The organism is Variovorax sp. YR750 (genome assembly GCF_900109805.1).
Lineage (GTDB): Bacteria > Pseudomonadota > Gammaproteobacteria > Burkholderiales > Burkholderiaceae_C > Variovorax > Variovorax gossypii.
In genome coordinates this window covers 382,588-400,660 of record NZ_FOBJ01000001.1, presented here as the reverse complement: position 1 = coordinate 400,660, position 18,073 = coordinate 382,588, and the positions used below count along the sequence as shown (strand labels likewise).

General features: G+C 68.8%; 17 protein-coding genes. 10 read left to right on the top strand and 7 right to left on the bottom strand.

What is annotated here, in order from left to right:
- The first annotated feature begins 6 nt into the window (after nt 1-6).
- Nucleotides 7-627: an alpha-ketoglutarate-dependent dioxygenase AlkB gene (locus BMY35_RS01745; protein ID WP_093195266.1), complete on the top strand. Its 621-nt coding sequence runs from the start codon at nt 7-9 to the stop codon at nt 625-627.
- Entirely contained in the window at nt 624-1,214 is a 591-nt protein-coding gene (locus BMY35_RS01740; protein ID WP_093195265.1) for a DUF4304 domain-containing protein, read from the top strand. Before BMY35_RS01745 ends, BMY35_RS01740 begins: the two co-directional genes overlap by 4 nt.
- Nucleotides 1,215-1,225: 11 nt before the next feature.
- Here the strand turns inward: BMY35_RS01740 and BMY35_RS01735 are convergent, their stop codons facing one another.
- Genes BMY35_RS01735 through BMY35_RS01710 form a run of 6 tightly spaced genes read right to left on the bottom strand, consistent with a single transcriptional unit; the run spans nt 1,226 to nt 8,368 of the window.
- Entirely contained in the window at nt 1,226-2,794 is a 1,569-nt protein-coding gene (locus tag BMY35_RS01735; RefSeq protein ID WP_093195264.1) for an ABC transporter substrate-binding protein, read from the bottom strand.
- Between the two features lie 35 nt (nt 2,795-2,829).
- Entirely contained in the window at nt 2,830-4,527 is a 1,698-nt protein-coding gene (locus BMY35_RS01730) for an ABC transporter ATP-binding protein (protein WP_093195263.1), read from the bottom strand.
- Nucleotides 4,524-5,351 carry an ABC transporter permease gene (locus BMY35_RS01725; RefSeq protein WP_093195262.1) on the bottom strand — a complete coding sequence of 276 codons (828 nt, stop codon included), beginning with the start codon at nt 5,349-5,351 and terminating at the stop codon, nt 4,524-4,526. The genes BMY35_RS01730 and BMY35_RS01725 overlap by 4 nt, the downstream gene beginning before the upstream one ends.
- 5 nt (nt 5,352-5,356) lie before the next feature.
- Complete coding sequence (locus BMY35_RS01720) at nt 5,357-6,301, bottom strand: ABC transporter permease (RefSeq protein WP_093195261.1); 945 nt, start codon at nt 6,299-6,301, stop codon at nt 5,357-5,359.
- A gap of 34 nt (nt 6,302-6,335) precedes the next feature.
- Nucleotides 6,336-7,220, bottom strand: coding sequence for an alpha/beta hydrolase family protein (locus BMY35_RS01715; protein WP_093195260.1), 885 nt, complete (start codon nt 7,218-7,220; stop codon nt 6,336-6,338).
- A 14-nt stretch (nt 7,221-7,234) separates the two neighbouring features.
- Nucleotides 7,235-8,368: a C45 family autoproteolytic acyltransferase/hydrolase gene (locus BMY35_RS01710; RefSeq protein WP_093195259.1), complete on the bottom strand. Its 1,134-nt coding sequence runs from the start codon at nt 8,366-8,368 to the stop codon at nt 7,235-7,237.
- Between the two features lie 165 nt (nt 8,369-8,533).
- Between BMY35_RS01710 and BMY35_RS01705 the strand changes: the two genes are divergently transcribed.
- From BMY35_RS01705 to bioD, 6 genes are all read left to right on the top strand, one after another.
- A complete protein-coding gene (locus tag BMY35_RS01705) occupies nt 8,534-9,427 on the top strand; it encodes a LysR substrate-binding domain-containing protein (RefSeq protein WP_093195258.1) in 894 nt (297 codons plus the stop codon).
- 110 nt (nt 9,428-9,537) lie between these two features.
- Nucleotides 9,538-9,849 carry a plasmid stabilization protein gene (locus BMY35_RS01700; RefSeq protein ID WP_093195257.1) on the top strand — a complete coding sequence of 104 codons (312 nt, stop codon included), beginning with the start codon at nt 9,538-9,540 and terminating at the stop codon, nt 9,847-9,849.
- 17 nt (nt 9,850-9,866) lie between these two features.
- On the top strand, nt 9,867-10,733 hold the full coding sequence (locus BMY35_RS01695) for an NmrA family NAD(P)-binding protein (protein WP_093195256.1): 867 nt from the start codon (nt 9,867-9,869) through the stop codon (nt 10,731-10,733).
- A gap of 306 nt (nt 10,734-11,039) precedes the next feature.
- Nucleotides 11,040-12,422, top strand: coding sequence for an adenosylmethionine--8-amino-7-oxononanoate transaminase (bioA, locus tag BMY35_RS01690; RefSeq protein ID WP_093195255.1), 1,383 nt, complete (start codon nt 11,040-11,042; stop codon nt 12,420-12,422).
- Nucleotides 12,406-13,638: an 8-amino-7-oxononanoate synthase gene (bioF, locus tag BMY35_RS01685; RefSeq protein WP_093195254.1), complete on the top strand. Its 1,233-nt coding sequence runs from the start codon at nt 12,406-12,408 to the stop codon at nt 13,636-13,638. The genes bioA and bioF overlap by 17 nt, the downstream gene beginning before the upstream one ends.
- Nucleotides 13,635-14,396: a dethiobiotin synthase gene (gene bioD / locus BMY35_RS01680; protein ID WP_093195253.1), complete on the top strand. Its 762-nt coding sequence runs from the start codon at nt 13,635-13,637 to the stop codon at nt 14,394-14,396. Before bioF ends, bioD begins: the two co-directional genes overlap by 4 nt.
- On the opposite strand, the gene BMY35_RS01675 is transcribed toward bioD, so the two are convergent.
- Entirely contained in the window at nt 14,379-15,431 is a 1,053-nt protein-coding gene (locus tag BMY35_RS01675) for an aldo/keto reductase (RefSeq protein WP_093195252.1), read from the bottom strand. The two genes, bioD and BMY35_RS01675, sit on opposite strands and share 18 nt — an antisense overlap.
- A 267-nt stretch (nt 15,432-15,698) precedes the next feature.
- Here BMY35_RS01675 and BMY35_RS01670 point away from each other — a divergent pair, with 267 nt between their 5' ends.
- Both BMY35_RS01670 and BMY35_RS01665 read left to right on the top strand, forming a co-directional pair.
- On the top strand, nt 15,699-16,691 hold the full coding sequence (locus BMY35_RS01670) for an AraC family transcriptional regulator (protein ID WP_093195251.1): 993 nt from the start codon (nt 15,699-15,701) through the stop codon (nt 16,689-16,691).
- 152 nt (nt 16,692-16,843) lie between these two features.
- Nucleotides 16,844-18,070 (top strand): SAM-dependent methyltransferase, encoded by a 1,227-nt coding sequence (locus tag BMY35_RS01665; protein ID WP_093195250.1) that lies wholly within the window; start codon nt 16,844-16,846, stop codon nt 18,068-18,070.
- Nucleotides 18,071-18,073: the final 3 nt, after the last annotated feature.

The following is an 18,073-nucleotide window of genomic DNA, read 5'->3' as shown; positions in this document are numbered from 1 at the left end:
GACCAGATGACGCGCGCCACCAGACGCCTCGAACATGCCGGCCAACCCGATCTGTTCGGCGAGGCGCCGGTGGCCGCCATCGAGGGACTGCGCTATGAAAGCGGGTTCCTGTCGCGCGAGGAAGAAGCCGGGCTGCTGCGCATCGTGCAGGCCTTGCCGCTCAAGGAGATGCGCTACAAGGAATACACGGCGCGCCGCCGGGGCACCAGCTTCGGCGGCAGCTACGACTTCGACACCAACCGCCTGAAGCCCGGCGCGCCGCTGCCCGAAGCGCTGCATCCGCTGCGGGCGAAGGCGGCGGCGTGGGCCGGCATGGCGCCCGAGGAACTCACCCATATGCTGATCGCCGAGTACCGGCCCGGCACGCCGTTGGGCTGGCACCGCGACGTGCCGGACTTCGAGGACATCATCGGCGTCTCGCTGCAAGACGATGCGGTGATGCAGTTCCGGCCCTACGTGCGCGGCGCGCCGGCATCGGGGCCCGCCACGCTCGAATTCCTGATCGAGCCGCGCTCCGTGTACCTGCTGCGCGGTCCGGCGCGCTGGGAGTGGCAGCACGCCATCGCGCCGACGAAGGCCTTGCGATACTCGATCACCTTGCGTACCCGGAGGTTGTCCCGCACATGAACCGCACCACTTTCCTCAAGCTGCTCTCGCAGAAGCTGTATCCCGTGCTGAAGGCCGAAGGCTTCCAGGGCTCCGGCCAGACGCTGCGCCGCATCGACGGGCCGTTGATCCATGTGTTCAACGTGCAGGGCGCGAGCGGCGGCAAGGCCTGCTACCTCAACCTCGGCGCACACCTGGCCTTTCTGCCGAGCGAAGGCGGCGGCACGGTGGCGCCCGAGGAGATGGAGGAGGCCGGCTGCGTCTTCCGCGACCGCATGGAGCCGCCGCCCGGACCGGCCTTCGGCTGGGCCTACGGCACGTCGAAGGAGCAGGCCGAGGAAAGCGTGGAATTCATCGTGAGCGAATGGGCCGGCCCGGGCCGTGCCTTCTTCGCCCGGCATGGCAGCTATCCGCAGAGCTTCGAGCAGATGCTGCGCGAAACCGATCCGGGCCAGATCCACGCGCGAACGGCGCTGCATCTCGCGCGCATCGCGGTGCACCTGGGCGACCGCGAGCGGGCGCAGGCGCTGGTCGATGCCGGCCTGGCGCGCGCGCCGGAACGCGCCACGAGCCTGAAGGCGGACCTCGCCAAGGTCCTGCCGGCCTGAGCGGCAGCGCGCTAGCTGCGCGCAGCGGCGACCGAAACGCCCCAGAGGCGCGGCTTGCCTTCCCACACCGCGAAGCCGCTCACGCGCTTGCGCACGGCCCATGCGTCGAGGTCGTTGAACAGCATCACCATCGGCACCTGCTGGATCATCAGCGCGTGGATCTGGTCGAAGAGAACCTGGCGCTTCTTCGGGTCGGACTCGGCGAAGCTCTCGTCGATCAGCTTCTGCGCCTGCGGGTCGTCCCACACCTTGCGCGCCTGCTTGTCCTTCGGGCCCGAGAACTGCTCGTAGCTCAGCGCCGGATCGAGGCGCGAGGAATAGCTGAACGAGCTCATCTGGTAGTTGCCGCTGTTGTAGCGGTCGAGCTGCGTGGCCCATTCGAGCACCTCGATCTGCGCATTGATGCCCACCGACTGCATCATGGCCTGTGCCAGCACCGCCACCGTGTAGCTGGGCACGTGGGCGCGCTTGTTGGTCTGGATGGTGATCTTCTCGCCCTTGTAGCCGGCCTCGCGCAGCAGCTTCGCGGCCTGCGCGGGGTCGTAGCGCCACCCCTTCTTCTGGGCGGCGCTGTAGAAGGCCGAGCCCTTGTGGATGGCCGAGTTGTTGACCGAGCCCAGCCCCTCGGAAGCGGCCGCCGCGATCTGTTCGATGTCGAGCGAGGCCGCGATCGCCTGGCGCAGCTTCTGGTTCTTCAGCAGCGGGTCGCGCGTCTGGATCAGCAGCACGTTCTTGACGGCCTGGGGCGGCGCCTGCACCGTGAGATTGCGGTCGTTCTTGAGCTCCTGCGCGTCGCTCGCCGTGATCTGGCCGGCGTCGATGGCGCCGGACTTCAGGCCCGCCGCCGCAGTGGCCGCGTCGGGCACGACGAGAAATTTCACCGAGTCCACCAGCGGCGCCTTCAGGCCGACGTATCCGTCGGACTTGGTGGCGCCGGGCGTCGAGGTGTAGCCCTTGAAGGCCGCCAGCGTGACGTATTCGCCGCGCTTCCACTCGACGAACTTGAAGGGGCCGGTGCCCACGGGCTTGTCCCAGCTGCCGTCGGCCTTCACCGAGCTCTTGTGCAGGATGGCCGTCATGCCACAGTCGGTGCGCGCGAGCGTGTCGAGGAACACGGCCGAGGGCTTGTTGATCTTCATCACGAAGGTGCTGTCGTCGGGCGTGGTGGTTTCCACCACCTTCAGGCCGTTGCGGCCGTCGTACTCGGCGGTGCAGCGCCAGTCGGTCTTCGGGTCCATGTAGCGCTTCCAGTTCCAGGCCACGTCGGCCGAGGTCAGCGGGGCGTCGTTGTGGAACTTCACTCCCTTGCGCAGCTTGAAGGTGTAGGTCAGGCCGTCCTTCGACATGTCGACCGACTGCGCCAGCAGCGGGCCCACGCTGCCGTCCATGCGATAGCCGACCAGCCCCTCGACGATGTTGAGCACCACGCCGTCGGTGGTGTTGTCGCGGTTCACGCCGGGGTTGGTGGAACGGATGTCGGCCGGCTGGGCCACGGTGATGCTGGTCTGCGCGAAGGCGCCCGATGCGGCAAGGCAGGCTGCCGCGATGGCGGCGTGGCGGAAGTTGAAGAAGCGGGACATGGGGAACTCCTGCGGTGCGATGACAAGAAAGGAAATCAGGCGAAGGCCGGCGCGGACGGAGAGGCAGCGGTCGTGGCCGGGGCAGGGGACTCGGCCCCGAAGCGCCAGCGCAGCCGCACGCCGCCGCCGGTTGTCGGCTCCAGCGCCGGAATGGCGGACAGCAGCTTGCGCGTGTAGTCCTGCTGCGGCGCGTCGAACACGGTGTCGCGCGAGCCCTGCTCGACGATGCGGCCGTCCTGCATCACGATCACGCGGTCGGCCACCTGCTCGACCACGCCGAGATCGTGGCTGATGAAGAGGCACGAGAAGCCATGGCGCTTCTGCAGCTCGGCGAACAGCTCCAGCACCTGCGCGCGCACCGTCACGTCGAGTGCCGACACCGGCTCGTCGGCAATGACGAAGCTCGGCCGCCGCACGATGGCGCGCGCGATGGCCACGCGCTGGCGCTGGCCGCCCGAGAGCTCGTGCGCGTAGCGCTGCGCGAAGCCCGTGCCCAGGCCCACTTCGTCGAGCACCTCCTGCACGCGGCGGGCCTTGTCGGGCGCCGACATGCCCTTGACCAGTCGCAGGCCTTCGCCCACGAGCTGGCCGATGGTCATGCGCGGATCGAGCGAGGCGTACGGGTCCTGGAACACCATCTGGCACTGCAGCCGGTAGTCGGACCAGCCGGCGTCGGAGCGCAGGATGGGCCGGCCGTTGAAGAGGATCTCGCCGCCGCTGGGCTTGAGCAGCCCGGCGATGGTGCGGCCCAGCGTGGTCTTGCCGGAACCCGAGCCGCCGACCACCGCGACCACCTCGCGCGGCCGCACGACGAGGTCGATGCCGTGCAGCGCGCGCTTGGGCGTGGCCTTGGCGAACAGGCGGCGATGCCCCGCGTAGTCGACCACCAGGTTGCGCACCTCGACCACCGGTGCCTGGTCGGTCACCTGCCGCGCGGGCAGGCGGCGGGGCATGGCCTGCAGCAGCTCGCGGGTGTATTCGTGCTTCGGGTGTTCGAGCATCTCGTCGGTGCGGCCGGTTTCCTTCACTTCGCCGTGGCGCATCACGACCATGCGCTGGGTGAAGCGGGCCACCATCGGCAGGTCGTGGCTGATCATCAGCACGGCGGTGCTGTGCTCGCGCGTGAGGCCGACCATGAGCTCCAGCACGTCGCGCTGCACCACGGCGTCGAGCGCAGTGGTGGGCTCGTCGGCAATGAGCAGCGCGGGCTCCAGCAGCATCACCGAAGCCAGCATCATCCGTTGCCGCATGCCGCCCGAGAACTCGTGCGGCCACGCGTCGAGCGCGCCCTTGGGGTCGCGGATGCCGACGCGCGCCAGCATGTCGAGGATGCGCTCTTGCCGTGCTGCCGGCGACAGGTTGCGCCGGTGCAGCGCGAGCGCTTCGCCGAGCTGCTTGCCGATGGTCATCGACGGGTTCAGCGAGGTCATCGGCTCCTGGAACACCATGCCCACGCGCGCGCCGCGCAGTTCGCGCAGCCGCGCCGGCTTCGCCTGTGCCAGGTCTTCGCCCTCGAACAGGATGCGCCCGGCGGCGCGCACCAGCGGCGGCGGCGTGAGGCCCATGATGGCGCGCGCGGCCTGCGTCTTGCCGCTGCCCGATTCGCCGACGATGCCGACCATCTCGCCCGGCGCGATGTCGAAGGACACGTTGCGCACGATCTCTCGCCCGCCGGCGGCGACGGTGATCGTCAGCCCTTCCACGCTGACCAGTGGGGTTGCCTGTGAACTCATTGGACGCCCTTCATGCGCGGATCGAGCCAGTCGCGCACCGCGTCGCCCAGCAGGTTGATGCCCAGCAGCGTCAGCGCGATGCACAGGCCCGGAAGAATCGAGAGATAGCTGGCCTGCGCCATGAACGGGCGGGCCGACGCCAGCATGTTGCCCCAGGTGGGTGCCGGCGGCGGCACGCCCAGACCGAGGAAGGACAGCGCGCTCTCGGCCAATATCACCCAGCCGAACATCGACGTGGCCAGCACGGTGAGCGGCGCGGTGCAGTTGGGCAGCACGTGGCGCACCATGGTGTAGAGCTCGGAGTTGCCCAGCATGCGCGAGGATTCGATGAACTCCTTCTCGCGCAGCGACAGCACAGTGCCGCGCACGATGCGCGTCACCGAGGGCGTGTAGGCCAGCCCGAGCGCCAGCACGATGCCGTACTGGTTCGCGCCCACCACCGCGAGCAGCCCCAGCGCCAGCAGCAGGCCCGGGAAGGCCAGCAGCGCGTTGTTGAAGGCCATCACGATGCGGTCGGTCCAGCCGCGCAGGAAGCCCGTCAGCACGCCGACGATGCTGCCCATCACGATCGAGAAGCCGACCGTCAGCGTCGCGATCCACACGCTGGTGGCGGCGCCGGCCATGAGTCGCGAGAGCTCGTCGCGGCCGAATTCGTCGGTGCCCAGCGGGAAGGCGCCGCCGGGCAGCTTCAGGCGCGAGCCGAAGTTGATGCGCAGCGGATCGTGCGGCGTCCACACGAGGCTGACGAGCGCCGCGGCCACGATCAGGCCGACGATGGCGATGCCGATCAGTGCGTTGAGGGGAATGCGCTTCTTGCGTTTCATCGTTGTCATTCGACGGCCACTCGAGGGTCGAAGAAGGGGTAGCAAAGGTCGATGACGAGGTTGACCACCACGTAGATCACCGCCACGAAGAGCAGGCAGCCCTGGATCACCGGGTAGTCGCGAGCGAAGATCGCGTCGACCAGCAGCCGGCCCAGGCCCGGAATGGTGAACACCGTCTCCACAACCGCGATGCCGCCGAGCAGGTTGCCCAGCACCAGGCCGATCAGCGTCCAGGTCGGGCCGAAGGCGTTGCGGAAGGCATGGCGCATAAGCACCGCGCGCTCCGACAGGCCCTTGGCGCGCGCATGGGTGATGTAGTCCAGCCGCAGCACCTCGAGCGTGCTGGCGCGCGCCATGCGCATCAGCACGCCGATCTCGTGCAGGAAGAGCGTGAGTATCGGCAGCACCAGGTAGAGCAGGCCGTTCTTCCAGTCTTCGGAAATGCCCACGTATCCCACCACCGGAAGCCAGCCCAGCTTCAGGCCGAACAGCAGGAGCAGCAGCAGGCCGAGCCAGAAGGTCGGAATGGACACCAGCAGCGTCGCCGCGCCCACCAGCAGCAGGTCGGGCGAGCGGTTCTGCTTCCACGCGGCGATCATGCCGGCGGGCACAGCCACCATCGCGGCCAGCGCCACGGCCACCAGCACGATGCGGCCGCTGATGAGAAAGCGGTCGGTCACGAGCGAGAGCACGTCCTGCCCGGTGTTGATGGACGTGCCCAGGTCACCCTGCAGCACGTGGCCGAACCAGATGCCGAACTGCGCCGGCACGGAGCGGTCGAGGCCGAGGCGCTCGCGCAGCTCGGCCAGGCTGGCGGGCGTGGCGAGGTCGCCCAGCAGCAGCTGCGCGGGGTCGCCGGGAATCAGCCGTATCAGCACGAACACCGACACCGCCACGATCAGCAGTGTAGGGATCGCCATCGCGATGCGGGAGGCTGCGAAGCGGAACATGTGCAGTCTTCCTTGGTCGTTGCCTGCGGTGGCCTCAGGCCGGGGACGGCGCTGCGCGCACCGCCTGCAGCGCCTGGGCGAAGAAGTCCTGCACGTGGTCCACGCAGGCCAGGCCGTTGTGCGGCACGTTGTCCAGCAGGTCGAAGCTCACCTTGACGCCCGCCGCCTCGAAGGAGCGGCGCAGCGTTTCCAGCCGCTCGGGCCGGGTGCGGCCGGCATCGTTGGCACCGGGCATGTAGTACTTGCCGCCCTCGCGGTGCGTGATCTCCCAGGTCTCGATGTCGGCCTTGCCGGCGATCATGTGGACCGGCACGCGGCGCAGGGCCTCGAGGTTCATCGGCTTGCCGAAGCGGTCCGCGAAATCCTTCGTGCCCACCCACCAGCCTTGCTCCGGGTCGATCAGCGTGACCGAGCCCGGCGCGCCGATCGACACGGCCCACAGGCGCTCGGGGTGCAGCATCGCGAAGCGGTTGGCGAACTGGCCGCCGCCCGAATAGCCGAAGAGGGCGAAGCGGCTGAAGTCGCAGCCGAACTTCTCCGCCACTTCTTCGACCATGTCCAGCAGGATGCGGTCGTAGTGGATGTCGGCTTCGATCAGGTGCTTGAAGCCGTCGCGGTTGCCGTCGCCGCGCACGCCGGCCGGGAACAGCGGGCACAGCACGATGCAGTCGTTCCACCTGGCGAAGCCGCTGAAGGCCTCGCGGTAGTTGACGAAGGCGCGGCCGGTGCCGTGCACCACCACCACCAGCTGCATCGGCCGCGTGCCGGGCTTGCCGACGTGCTCGGGCACGTAGGTGCAGTAGGAAAAGCGCGGGTCGCTGCGCGAGGCGTAGATGGTGCTGGGGCCCAGGTCGTAGATGGCGCGGGCGCGCTGGTCGGCAAAGGCCGTGGGTGCTTCGGCGGGAGTGCTGGTGTTCATGGAGTGCGGGGCGATCAGAGCGTGTATTCCTGGAAATTGCGGGCTTCGTAGGGCTTGCGCGCCACCCACATGACGCGGTTGGCTGCGTCCATGAGCGTGGTGGCGACGGTGGCCGAGATGCTGCTGAAGTCGGCCGGCTTCGGTGTGCGCAGCACGCCGTCGGGCTTGCCGAACTCGTCGGCCAGCGCGGCCTTGACGTGGCTCCAGTCGATGCGGTCTCCGGCGCGGCGCAGGGCGTTCTCCACGCGGTGCTGGCGGTAGATGCTGTCGGGCCGCTGCGGCAGGCCGGGGTCGCGCAGCTTCACGACGGCGGCGGGCGACATCCAGTGGTTGGCGTGCACCAGCAGGTCGTTCTCGGGCAGGGTCCAGAAGATCTCGCCGGGCGAGGTCTCGAGGCTGATGCCCGAGCCGTCGTTGCCGGTGGACTGGGCCAGGATCATGTTGTTGGCGCAGTAGCGCTTGGAAGCCCAGATGGTCTTCATCGCCTGCGCGAGGTTGGCGGCTTCCAGTACGCGGCGGCGCAGCAGCACGAGCGGCACGCCGGCGCCTTTCTGGAAGTCTTCATGGCAGGTCAGCGAATTGCCGGTGAGCGACACGCCGTTGCTGTTGAAGCCGTGCCGCGCGAGCGCGCCGGCCTCGGTGAAGGTGAGCATGTCGGGGCCGCCGGCGTTGCGGATGCGCAGCACGATGCCGGTGTCCACGCATTCCTGGCGCCAGTCCCAGTTGTGGGCGTGCATCAGTCGGCCGGTGGCCGAGCGCGCGGGCAGCACGACGAGGCCGGTGCAGTCGCCGTCCTCCGACGGGGCCGCATCCGCAGCGGGCTCGGGGGAGCGCTTCATGTCGGCATAGCCGAAGAGCATCTCGGTGCGGCAGTTGATCATCACGATGTCTTCGAGCGGCACGCCCGCGCCTTCGGCGATGCCGCGCATTTCCTCGAGGTAGCTCGCGTCGTAGGCCTCGATCAGCGGGAGCATCGATTGCGCCAGGTGGCGGATGGTGGCGTCGTCCAGGCCGCGGCGGCCGAGTTGCGCGCGGTAGAGCGCGACGCCGCCGGCCACGCGCTCGGGCACGGCACGGCCGTGCTGCAGGCCGCGCTCGCGTGGCGCACCGGAAACATCGACAAGAGGAAAGTATTGGGGGGCGGTCATGGAGTGCTTGCTTTTCGGGGTGATCCTGTCATCTGCCTGCCGCCTGAAGGCGCTAAAGCGACGACCTTGGCCCGCATTGTTTTGCAAGCACAGGAAAAAATAAATTTAAAAAATATTTAGAATTAATAAACAAATTCTTTCTTATTCGCCAATGCGTGGCCGGGCATGAGCAGCATCCGATTTCTTCGCACTTTCGTCGCCGCGGCCCGCGGCGGCTCCTTCGCGGCGGCGGCCGACCAGGTCGCGCTCACCCAGGCGGCCGTGGGCCAGCAGATGCGCGCGCTCGAGGCCGAGCTGAAGAAGACGCTGTTCGACAAGACAGGCCGCACCATGGTGCTGAGCCCCGCGGGGCACCTGCTGCTGCCGCGCGCCGAGGAGCTGCTCGCGCAGTACGAGTCCATGCGCCGCGACCTGCAGGACCAGCGGCAGATCGCGGGCACCATCAAGCTCGGCTCGCTCATCACCGCCATGGGCCTTCTGTCGAGCACGCTGGCGCAGCTCAAGTCGCTGCATCCGAACCTCGAAGTCGAGCTGCGCGTGCGGGAGCAGACCCAGCTGATGCAGGACGTGGTGAGCGGCGAGCTCGATGCGGCCGTGGTCGTCGAGCGGCAATGGCCCGAAGCGCCGGGCCTGCTGTGGACGCCGTGTTACGACGAGACGCTCACGGTGCTCGCCAACTCGAGCATCGCCTCGCCGGACGCGAGCATCGCGACCCTGTTCGCGACCCAGCCCTTCATCCGCTTCGACCGGCGCACGCCCACCGGCGCGCGCATCGACCGCATCCTGCGGCGCCTGCAACTGGTGCCCAAGGAGTTCCTGGAGCTCAACTCGCTGCTGGCCATTGCCGAGCTGGTACGCAAGAACGTCGGCTTCAGCATGGTGCCGCTGCTGAAGAACTTCGACTGGGAGAGCGATCCGGCGCTGAGCGTGCTGCAGCTGCCCGGCAGGCCGGTGGCGCGTCGCGTCGGCATGCTGGAGAACGGGCGGCGCAGCCACATCACCGGCGTGGTCCGCGAGGAGATGCTGGCGCACCTGCGGCGCATGAAGCCGGGCTCCTGAGTGCAGGGGAACGCCGGACAACGCTGACGCCCGGCGCGCGCGTCTTCTTACCCACGGCGCGCGCGGCGCGCCCAGCATGGAGGCTCCTCAACCAACCGCAGGAGCAAGGCATGCCCAGAGGCGACAAGTCGTCCTACACGGACAAGCAGAAGCGACAGGCCGAACACATCGAGAAAGGCTACGAGCATCGCGGCGTGGGCAAGGGCGAGGCCGAGCGCCGCGCCTGGGCCACGGTGAATGCCGAGACCGGCGGCGGCAAGAAGAGCGGCTCCGGCCGAGGCAAGGCCGAAAACCACGGGCCTTCGCGCAAGGGCGGAAGGCTGGGCGGCGCGGCAGCGGCGCACCGCACGGCGGCCGAGCGGTCGGCCTCGGCGAAGAAGGCCGCCGCCACGCGCAAACGCAACGCCGAGAAGCGCGGCTGAACCGACGGGAGCCGCCGATGCACATCATCCTCGGAGCGACCGGCCACGTCGGCTCGGCGCTGGCTCAGGCCCTGCTCGAGCGCAGCGAACCGGTAACGGTGGTCACGCGCGACGCGCACAAGGCGGAGGCCCTGCGTACCAAGGGCGCGCACGTGGTGCAGGCCGACGTGTTCGACACGCACGCGCTGCACCGCATCTTCATGGGCGGACATCGCGTCTTCGTGCTGAACCCGCCTGCGGCGCCGTCCACCGACACGGTGGCCGAGGAGCACAGGAGCCTGCGCGCCATTCTTTCGGCGCTCGAAGGCTGCAGGCTCGAGAAGATCGTTGCCGAATCGACGTACGGAGCGCAGCCCGGCGAAGGCCTTGGCGACCTCGGCGTGCTGTACGACATGGAACAGGCACTGGGCGCCGGGCCGGTGCCGTTCAGCGCCATCCGCGCTGCCTACTACATGAGCAACTGGGACGCCTCGCTGGACACCGCGCGCAAGGAGGGCAAGGTCTACAGCATGTTCCCTTCGGACTTCAGGCTGCCGATGGTGGCGTCGCACGATCTCGGCCAGTTCGCCGCGAAGCTGATGCTCGGCCCGGCCGAATCCTCGGGGCCGCACCATGTGGAAGGGCCGCAGCGCTATTCGCCGGGCGACGTGGCGCGGGCTTTTTCGGAGGCGCTGGGAAAGCCGGTGGAACTGGTCGAGACGCCGCGTGCGCAACTGGAGCAGGCGTTCGAGTCGCTGGGTTTCTCCGGTGCCGCCGCCAGGTCGTACGCCGCCATGACGCGCGCCACGCTGGACGAGCACTACGAGCCGCCCGTGAAGCCCGTGCGAGGCGAGATTCCGCTGCGCGACTACATCGTGGCACTGGTGAGAAAGAGCTCGGGCTGAGCTGCCTGGCGCGGGCTGCTGAAACCAGCCATCGTGCATGTCCGAAATCCGCTTGCTTCGCCGTGAAGCCCCGGAAACCGGACATTCATGACCTGTTTCTGGCGCCAGCCGGACAACTTGTGTTTTCCCGCCACGCAGCCGCGAACGCCGGAAGCCGGCTTGTTCCGCGACGTTGCTCCCAACGCGGGCGCTACGCCGCTGAACGTCGCTGATCGGCCCGTCATTTCACGCGCGGCGCGGTGGTTTGCCGCCCCGTGAACGCGTCTATACGATCCCGCGCCTTGCCCTCACGAAAGGACTGCGCGGGTGCCTCCGAAGACTGCTTTCTCCTCATCCTCCAATGCCGATCTGCAGCGGCGCAGCCGGCTCCACGTCTGGCATCCGTGCACGCAGAGCATCCGGCTCGAAGCGGTGCCGCCGCTGCCCATCGCGCGCGGCGAGGGCGTGTGGCTCTTCGACCAGGAGGGCCGGCGCTACATGGACGCCACCAGTTCGTGGTGGGTCAATCTCTTCGGGCACGCACATCCCGCGATCAACGACGCACTGAAGCAGCAGCTCGACACGCTGTCGCACGTGATGCTCGCCGGCTGCACGCACGCGCCCGCGGTGGAACTGGCCGAGCGGCTCTCCGCGCTCACGGGGCTGGCGCTGGGCCACTGCTTCTATGCGTCAGACGGCGCTTCGGCGGTGGAGATCGCGCTGAAGATGAGCTTCCACTTCTGGCGCAATGCCGGCCGGAGCGGCAAGCGGCGCTTCGTCGCGCTGAAGCAGGGCTATCACGGCGAAACGCTGGGCGCGCTGCACGTGACCGACGTACCGGTGTTCCGCGACGCCTATGCGCCCTTGCTCGCGAACGCGCACCTGGTCGCCTCGCCCGACGCGCGTAACGCACGTGCGGGCGAGGGCGCGGCCGATGTCGCACGCCGAGCGGCCGCCGAACTCGAGGCGCTGCTGGCCGAACAGCACGGCACCATCGCCGCCGTGATCGTCGAGCCGCTGGTGCAGTGCGCTACCGGCATGGCGATGCACGATCCCGAGTACCTGCGGCTTGCGCGGGCTCTCTGCGACCGTTACGAAGTCCACCTCATCGCCGACGAGATCGCGGTGGGTTGCGGGCGCACCGGCAGCTTCTTCGCCTGCGAGCAGGCCGGCATCTGGCCCGACTTCCTGTGCCTGTCGAAAGGCATCAGCGGCGGCTACCTGCCGCTGGCGCTGGTGATGACGCGCGACGCCATCCACGACGCCTTCGTCGACGACGACGCGGCGCGCAGCTTCCTGCATTCGCATTCATACACCGGCAACGCGCTGGCCTGCCGTGCTGCGCTGGCCACGCTCGACCTTTTCGACTCGGAAGACGCGCTGCGACGCAACCGTGACCGCGCGGCGCGGCTGCTGCAGCGGCTGCGCGACGGACTCGAAGGCCAGCCTGTAGACCACCTGCGGCAGCGCGGAATGATCACCGCCTTCGACGTGCGCGAGCCGGGTGCGCGCTTCGCCGAGCGCTTCCACCTGGCAGCGCGCGCGCAGGGGCTGCTGATGCGGCCGATCGGCAACACCGTGTACCTGATGCCGCCCTACGCGATAGGCGACGGCGAGATCGACCGGCTGGTCGACGGCACGCTGGCCACGCTGAAGGCCACCATGGAAACCAACCCGAAGGAAGGAACCCACGATGTCGCGCTTGCTTGACCGCCTGCAGGAAGAGATCGACGCGCTCGATGCCTTGTCGCTGCGCCGCAGGAGGCAGATTGCCGAAACAGCCTGCGCGCCGGAGCAGACCCTCACGCTGGCGGGCGTCGCCGCGCCACGCACCATGCTCGGCTTCAGCAGCAACGACTACCTCGGCCTCGCGGCGCATCCGGCGCTCGCCAAGGCGTGGGCCGAAGGCGCCGCGCTCTACGGCACGGGCAGCGGCGGCTCGCACCTGATCCTCGGCCACTCGCGCGCCCACGCGCAGCTCGAGGAAAGGCTCGCGGACTGGATGTCGCCCTTCATCCCGCAGGCGCGAAGCCTGTTCTTCTGCACCGGCTACATGGCCAACCTCGCGGTGCTGTCGGCGCTGGGCGGGGCGGATGCGGTCATCTTCTCGGAATCGCTCAACCACGCTTCGCTGATCGACGGCGCGCGGCTCGCCAAGGCGCGCGTCGAGCGCTACCCGCATTGCGACGTGGCCGCGCTCGACGCGCAGCTCGCCAGCTGCGACGCGCCGGTGAAGATCATCGTGAGCGACGCGGTGTTCAGCATGGACGGCAACATCGCGCCGGTGGCCGAACTGCTTGCGCTGGCCAAGCGGCACGACGCATGGCTGGTGATCGACGACGCGCACGGCTTCGGCGTGCTCGGCGCCACGGGGCGCGGCGTGCCCGAAGCCCTGGGCCTGCGCTCCGAGCGGCTGGTGCTGGTCGGCACGCTGGGCAAGGCGGCGGGCGTGTCGGGTGCCTTCGTGGCGGCGCACCGCACCGTCGTCGACTACCTGGTGCAGCGCGCGCGACCGTACATCTTCACCACGGCCGCGCCGCCGGCGGTTGCGCATGCGCTGCTTGCGAGCCTGGCGCTCATCGAGGGCGAGGAGGGCGCTGAGCGTCGCGCCCGGCTGCTGGCGCGCATCGCGCAGTTGCGCAGCGGCCTGAAGGCGGTGCTGCCGGCGGACGGCAGCGCATGGCTGGCCGAGTCGCCCACTGCGATCCAACCGCTGATCGTGGGCGACAACGCACGCGCGATGCGGATCATGGCGCAGCTCGACGGCCACGGCCTGCGCGTCGGAGCGATCCGCCCGCCCACCGTGCCGGCAGGCACCGCGCGGCTGCGCATCGCGCTGTCGGCCAGCCACGGCGAAGGCGATGTCGCGCGGCTGGTCGATGCATTGGGCGAGGCCCTGTTCCGGCCTGCGAAGGAAGCCGCATGACGCACCGGGCGTGGTTCGTGACCGGCACCGACACCGGCATCGGCAAGACGCTCGTCAGCAGCGCCATGCTGAGCCTGCTGGCCGGCTCGGGCCTGCGCGCGGTCGGCATGAAGCCGGTGGCGGCGGGGCTGGAAGAAATCGACGGTGAATGGCGCAACGAAGACGTGGAACAGCTGCGCGCCGCCGGCAACGTCGATGCCCCGCTGGCGCTGCGTTGCCAGTACCTGCTGCGCGCGCCGATGTCGCCGCACCTCGCGGCGCGGCAGGAAGACCTGCGCATCGAGCTGCAGCCGATGCTCTCGGCGTTCGACGAGCTTTCGGCGCGTGCCGATGCCGTGGTGGTGGAAGGCGTGGGCGGCTTCTGCGTGCCGTTTGGCGACGACCTCGACAGTGCCGACCTGGCGGTTGCGCTGGGCCTGCCGGTGATCCTGGTGGTCGGCCTGCGGCTGGGCTGCCTCAACCATGCGCTGCTGAGCGCCGAGGCCATCCGCGCCCGAGGGCTGGTGCTGGCGGGCTGGGTGGCGAGCATGGTCGATCCGTCGATGCTCGCGCCGCAGGCCAACCTGCAGACCCTGCGCGCGCGGCTCGGCGCGCCCTTGCTCGGCATCGTGCCGCACCTGGAGCGGCCCGACGCGGCCGGCGCCGCCCGCCACATCGACCTGCGCGCGCTGCGGGCGACGGCGGCCCATGCCGCGCGTCGCCCGATGCCGGAGACGCCGGAGACGCCGGAGATGACGGCCTCAGCCGCGGCGGCCTGACTCTTCCAGCCGCTTGCCGCGCACGCCGCCCTGGCGCTCGAGCATCCAGCCGGGGTATTCGGCCGGCAGCGCGCTCACCTTGTCCAGCGTGGCGAGCTCGTCGGCCGTGAGCTTGATGGCGGTGGCCGCGATGTTGTCGTCCAGCTGCTCGGCGCGCTTGGCGCCGATGATCACGCTGGTCACCACCTGCTGGTGCAGCAGCCATGCCAGCGCGATCTGCGCGACCGACACGCCGCGTGCTTCGGCAAGCTGGCGCATCACGTCGATGCAGTCGTAGGCGCGTTCGACGTTCACCGGCGGAAAGTCGAAGGTGGTGCGGCGGCTGCCTTTCTCCGCTTCGGTGTCGCGGCCGTACTTGCCGCTCAGCAGGCCGCCCGCCAGCGGGCTCCACACCATCAGGCCGACGTTCTCGCTGCGCAGCAGCGGCACCAGCTCGCGCTCCAGGTCGCGCCCGGCGATGGTGTAGTAGGCCTGCAGCGACTCGAAGCGCGCCAGCCGGTCGCGCTCGGCGATGCCCAGCGCCTTGGCGATCTGCCAGGCCGCCCAGTTCGAGACGCCCACGTAGCGCACGTGGCCCTGGCGAACCAGGTTGTCGAGCGCGTGCACGGTTTCCTCGATGGGCGTGACGGGGTCGAAGCCGTGGATCTGGTACAGGTCGATGTGGTCCAGCTGCAGGCGCTGCAGGCTGGCTTTCACGCCGTCCATGATGTGAAAACGCGAGGCGCCGGCGGAGTTGACGCCCTTGCTGCCGGTTTCGCCCAGCACCTTGGTGGCCAGCACGAAGCTGTCGCGCGGCACCTTGAGGTTCTTCAGCGCCTGGCCGGTGATGACTTCGGACTGGCCTTCGGAATACACGTCCGCCGTGTCGATGAAGTTGATACCGGCGTCCAGCGAGCGGCCGATCAGCCCCTCGGCTTCTGACTGCTGGAGGTTGCCGATCTGGCCCCAGATGCCGGAGGAGCCGCCGAAAGTCATGGTGCCGAGGCACAGTTCGGAAACGAAAAGGCCGGTGCGGCCGAATTTGCGGTACTGCATGGAGAAATGTTCCTTTGCGATGGAGGCGTCCGTGCCCGGTCCGGTAGATGCCGCAGGAGCACGGAAGGCCTGAAAAAGTATCCCGCCGCGGCCCGGCCGCCGGCGCGCGCGTTCCTGCAAAGGTCTTGCCTATTTCTCCAGACCTCCCCCGCGGCGCGTGCGAAGCGGGGAGAGCGGCGCTAAGCTCCGATCCGCTCATTCCTCCAGGGGGCAATCCGCCCCTGCCTGCCGGTTCCTGCCGGCCCCATCGTGACAAGGTGCCCGAACATGTCCGACGAAACACCCGAAATCGCAGCCGCCATCGCCCAGCCGATGCCGCTGGAACCCGAACTCGACGACGCCCGCAAGGAACTGGTGGCGCTCATCGAGCACATCACCCGAGGCCAGGAGGGCACGGTCGTCACGGCCGTGCCCGGCCTGCAGGTGTTCTGCATCCGCAAGCCCGAAGGGCCCAAGCACGGCTTCGCGTCCCCGGCGCTGGGCCTCATCGCGCAAGGCTCCAAGCGCATCATCGTGGGCGACGACATCTACGTGTACGACCCGATGCACTACCTCGTCACCTCGGTCGACCTGCCGGTGTGCGGCCAGGTCTGCGTGACGAGCGAGAGCGAGCCCTACCTGGGCGTGAGGCTGGAACTGGCCCTCGACGAGATCGGCGACCTCATCGGCGACGAGAAGCTGCCCGCCAAGGCCAACGCGCCGGCCTCGCGCGGCATGTACGTCAACCGCATCGCCATGCCCGTGCTGGAGCCGGTGCTGCGCCTGCTGCGGCTGCTCGACACGCCGGAGGACGTGCCCATCGTGGCGCCGCTCATCAAGCGCGAGATCATGTATCGCCTGCTGGTCAACGGAGAGGGCGCGCGGCTGCGGCAGATCGCGCTGCAGGACAGCCACACGCAGCGCATCACCAAGGCCATCAGCGCGCTGCGCATGAACTACGCCCAGTCGCTGCGGGTGGAAGACATGGCGCGGGCGGTGCACATGAGCGTGTCGTCGTTCCACCATCACTTCAAGGCCGTCACCGCGATGAGCCCGCTGCAGTACCAGAAGCAGCTGCGGCTGCAGGAGGCGCGGCGCCAGATGCTGATCGCCGGCGCCGACGTGGCGAGCGCCGCGCACAGCGTGGGCTACGAAAGCACCTCGCAGTTCGCGCGCGAGTACGGCCGCATGTTCGGTGCGCCGCCGCTGCGCGACAAGCGCCGCTGGCTGGGTGAGGCGGGCAACGACGCGATGGGCGCGGCGTCGATGGAAGCCGCCTGAAATTCGGGCATTGCGCGCCGCCCCCTTCTAGCACTTGCTGCGATTTCTTGCGCTGACGTGACCATGCACGTTCGGCGGAACTTCGTTATTGTTTTGCCCGCTGCAGCGACGCACCCGTCCGGACGGGAGAACTCAACAACACGGAGAAATGCATGCTTTGGGAAAAGAAGCTGGCGCAGTGGAGCGCCGGCGTGCGCGAACGCGCCAACCTGCCGGCGCGGCTCACCCTGTGGGATGGCCAGTCCTTCGACTTCGGCAACTTCAGCGGACCTTCCGTCACGCTGCACGTGAAGTCGCCCGCGGCGCTGTCGCTGATGCTGCAGCCCACGCTCGACAACCTGGGCGAGGCCTACGTCAAGAGCAAGATCGACATCGAGGGCAAGCTCAGCGACGTGATCGACATCGCCTACGGCCTGGCCAGGACGTCGATGGAAAAGCCCGGCGGCGCGCTGCAGAACATGGCGCGCTACTTCACGCACACCAAGTCCTCGGACAAGAAGTCCATCCAGTACCACTACGACGTTTCCAACGAGTTCTACCAGCTCTGGCTCGACCCGAACATGGTGTACTCGTGCGCCTACTTCGAGAACGGCGACGAAGACCTCGCCACCGCGCAGCTGAAGAAGATCGACCACATCCTCACCAAGATCGAGCTGAAGCCGGGCCAGACCCTGCTCGACATCGGCTGCGGCTGGGGTGCGCTGGTGATCCGCGCGGCGCAGAAGTTCGGCGCGCGCTGCGTGGGCGTGACGCTGTCGCAGAACCAGTTCGACCTCGCGACCGAGCGTGTGCGCGCCGCGGGCCTGGAAGACCGCATCGAGATCCGCCTGCAGGACTACCGAGACGTGACCGGCCAGTTCGACCGCATCACCAGCGTCGGCATGTTCGAGCACGTGGGGCGCAAGAACCTGCAGACGTACTTCAGGCACGTGCAGGAGCTCCTGGCCGACGACGGCGTGGTGATGAACCACGGCATCACCTCGTCCGACCCCGAGGGCGGCGGCGTGTCGTACGGCGGCGGCGACTTCATCGACCGCTACGTGTTCCCCAACGGCGAGCTGCCGCACATCAGCCTCGCGCTGCAGGCCATGCAGCAGGGCGGGCTCGAAGCCTTCGACGTGGAGAACCTGCGTCGCCACTACGCGCAGACTCTGCGCTGCTGGAGCGATTCCTACGAGGCCAACAGCGACAAGGCGCGCGCGCTCGTCGACGAAGAGAAGTTCCGCATCTGGCGCGTGTACCTCGCGGGCTGCGCCTATGCCTTCGAGAACGACGACGTGGCGATCTACCAGATCGTCGGGCGCAAGGCGGGCAGGGCGGCGAAGACGCTGCCCTGGTCGCGCCGCTACATCTACGACGGCACTTCGGCGCTGGCCTGAGCT

Bases quoted from the DNA above. Each gene is read 5' to 3' on its own strand.
- BMY35_RS01745 (WP_093195266.1), top strand. From the start codon at position 7: ATGACGCGCGCCACCAGACGCCTCGAACATGCCGGCCAACCCGATCTG.
- BMY35_RS01740 (WP_093195265.1), top strand. From the start codon at position 624: ATGAACCGCACCACTTTCCTCAAGCTGCTCTCGCAGAAGCTGTATCCC.
- BMY35_RS01735 (WP_093195264.1), bottom strand. From the start codon at position 2,794: ATGTCCCGCTTCTTCAACTTCCGCCACGCCGCCATCGCGGCAGCCTGC.
- BMY35_RS01730 (WP_093195263.1), bottom strand. From the start codon at position 4,527: ATGAGTTCACAGGCAACCCCACTGGTCAGCGTGGAAGGGCTGACGATC.
- BMY35_RS01725 (WP_093195262.1), bottom strand. From the start codon at position 5,351: ATGAAACGCAAGAAGCGCATTCCCCTCAACGCACTGATCGGCATCGCC.
- BMY35_RS01720 (WP_093195261.1), bottom strand. From the start codon at position 6,301: ATGTTCCGCTTCGCAGCCTCCCGCATCGCGATGGCGATCCCTACACTG.
- BMY35_RS01715 (WP_093195260.1), bottom strand. From the start codon at position 7,220: ATGAACACCAGCACTCCCGCCGAAGCACCCACGGCCTTTGCCGACCAG.
- BMY35_RS01710 (WP_093195259.1), bottom strand. From the start codon at position 8,368: ATGACCGCCCCCCAATACTTTCCTCTTGTCGATGTTTCCGGTGCGCCA.
- BMY35_RS01705 (WP_093195258.1), top strand. From the start codon at position 8,534: ATGAGCAGCATCCGATTTCTTCGCACTTTCGTCGCCGCGGCCCGCGGC.
- BMY35_RS01700 (WP_093195257.1), top strand. From the start codon at position 9,538: ATGCCCAGAGGCGACAAGTCGTCCTACACGGACAAGCAGAAGCGACAG.
- BMY35_RS01695 (WP_093195256.1), top strand. From the start codon at position 9,867: ATGCACATCATCCTCGGAGCGACCGGCCACGTCGGCTCGGCGCTGGCT.
- bioF (WP_093195254.1), top strand. From the start codon at position 12,406: ATGTCGCGCTTGCTTGACCGCCTGCAGGAAGAGATCGACGCGCTCGAT.
- bioD (WP_093195253.1), top strand. From the start codon at position 13,635: ATGACGCACCGGGCGTGGTTCGTGACCGGCACCGACACCGGCATCGGC.
- BMY35_RS01675 (WP_093195252.1), bottom strand. From the start codon at position 15,431: ATGCAGTACCGCAAATTCGGCCGCACCGGCCTTTTCGTTTCCGAACTG.
- BMY35_RS01670 (WP_093195251.1), top strand. From the start codon at position 15,699: ATGTCCGACGAAACACCCGAAATCGCAGCCGCCATCGCCCAGCCGATG.
- BMY35_RS01665 (WP_093195250.1), top strand. From the start codon at position 16,844: ATGCTTTGGGAAAAGAAGCTGGCGCAGTGGAGCGCCGGCGTGCGCGAA.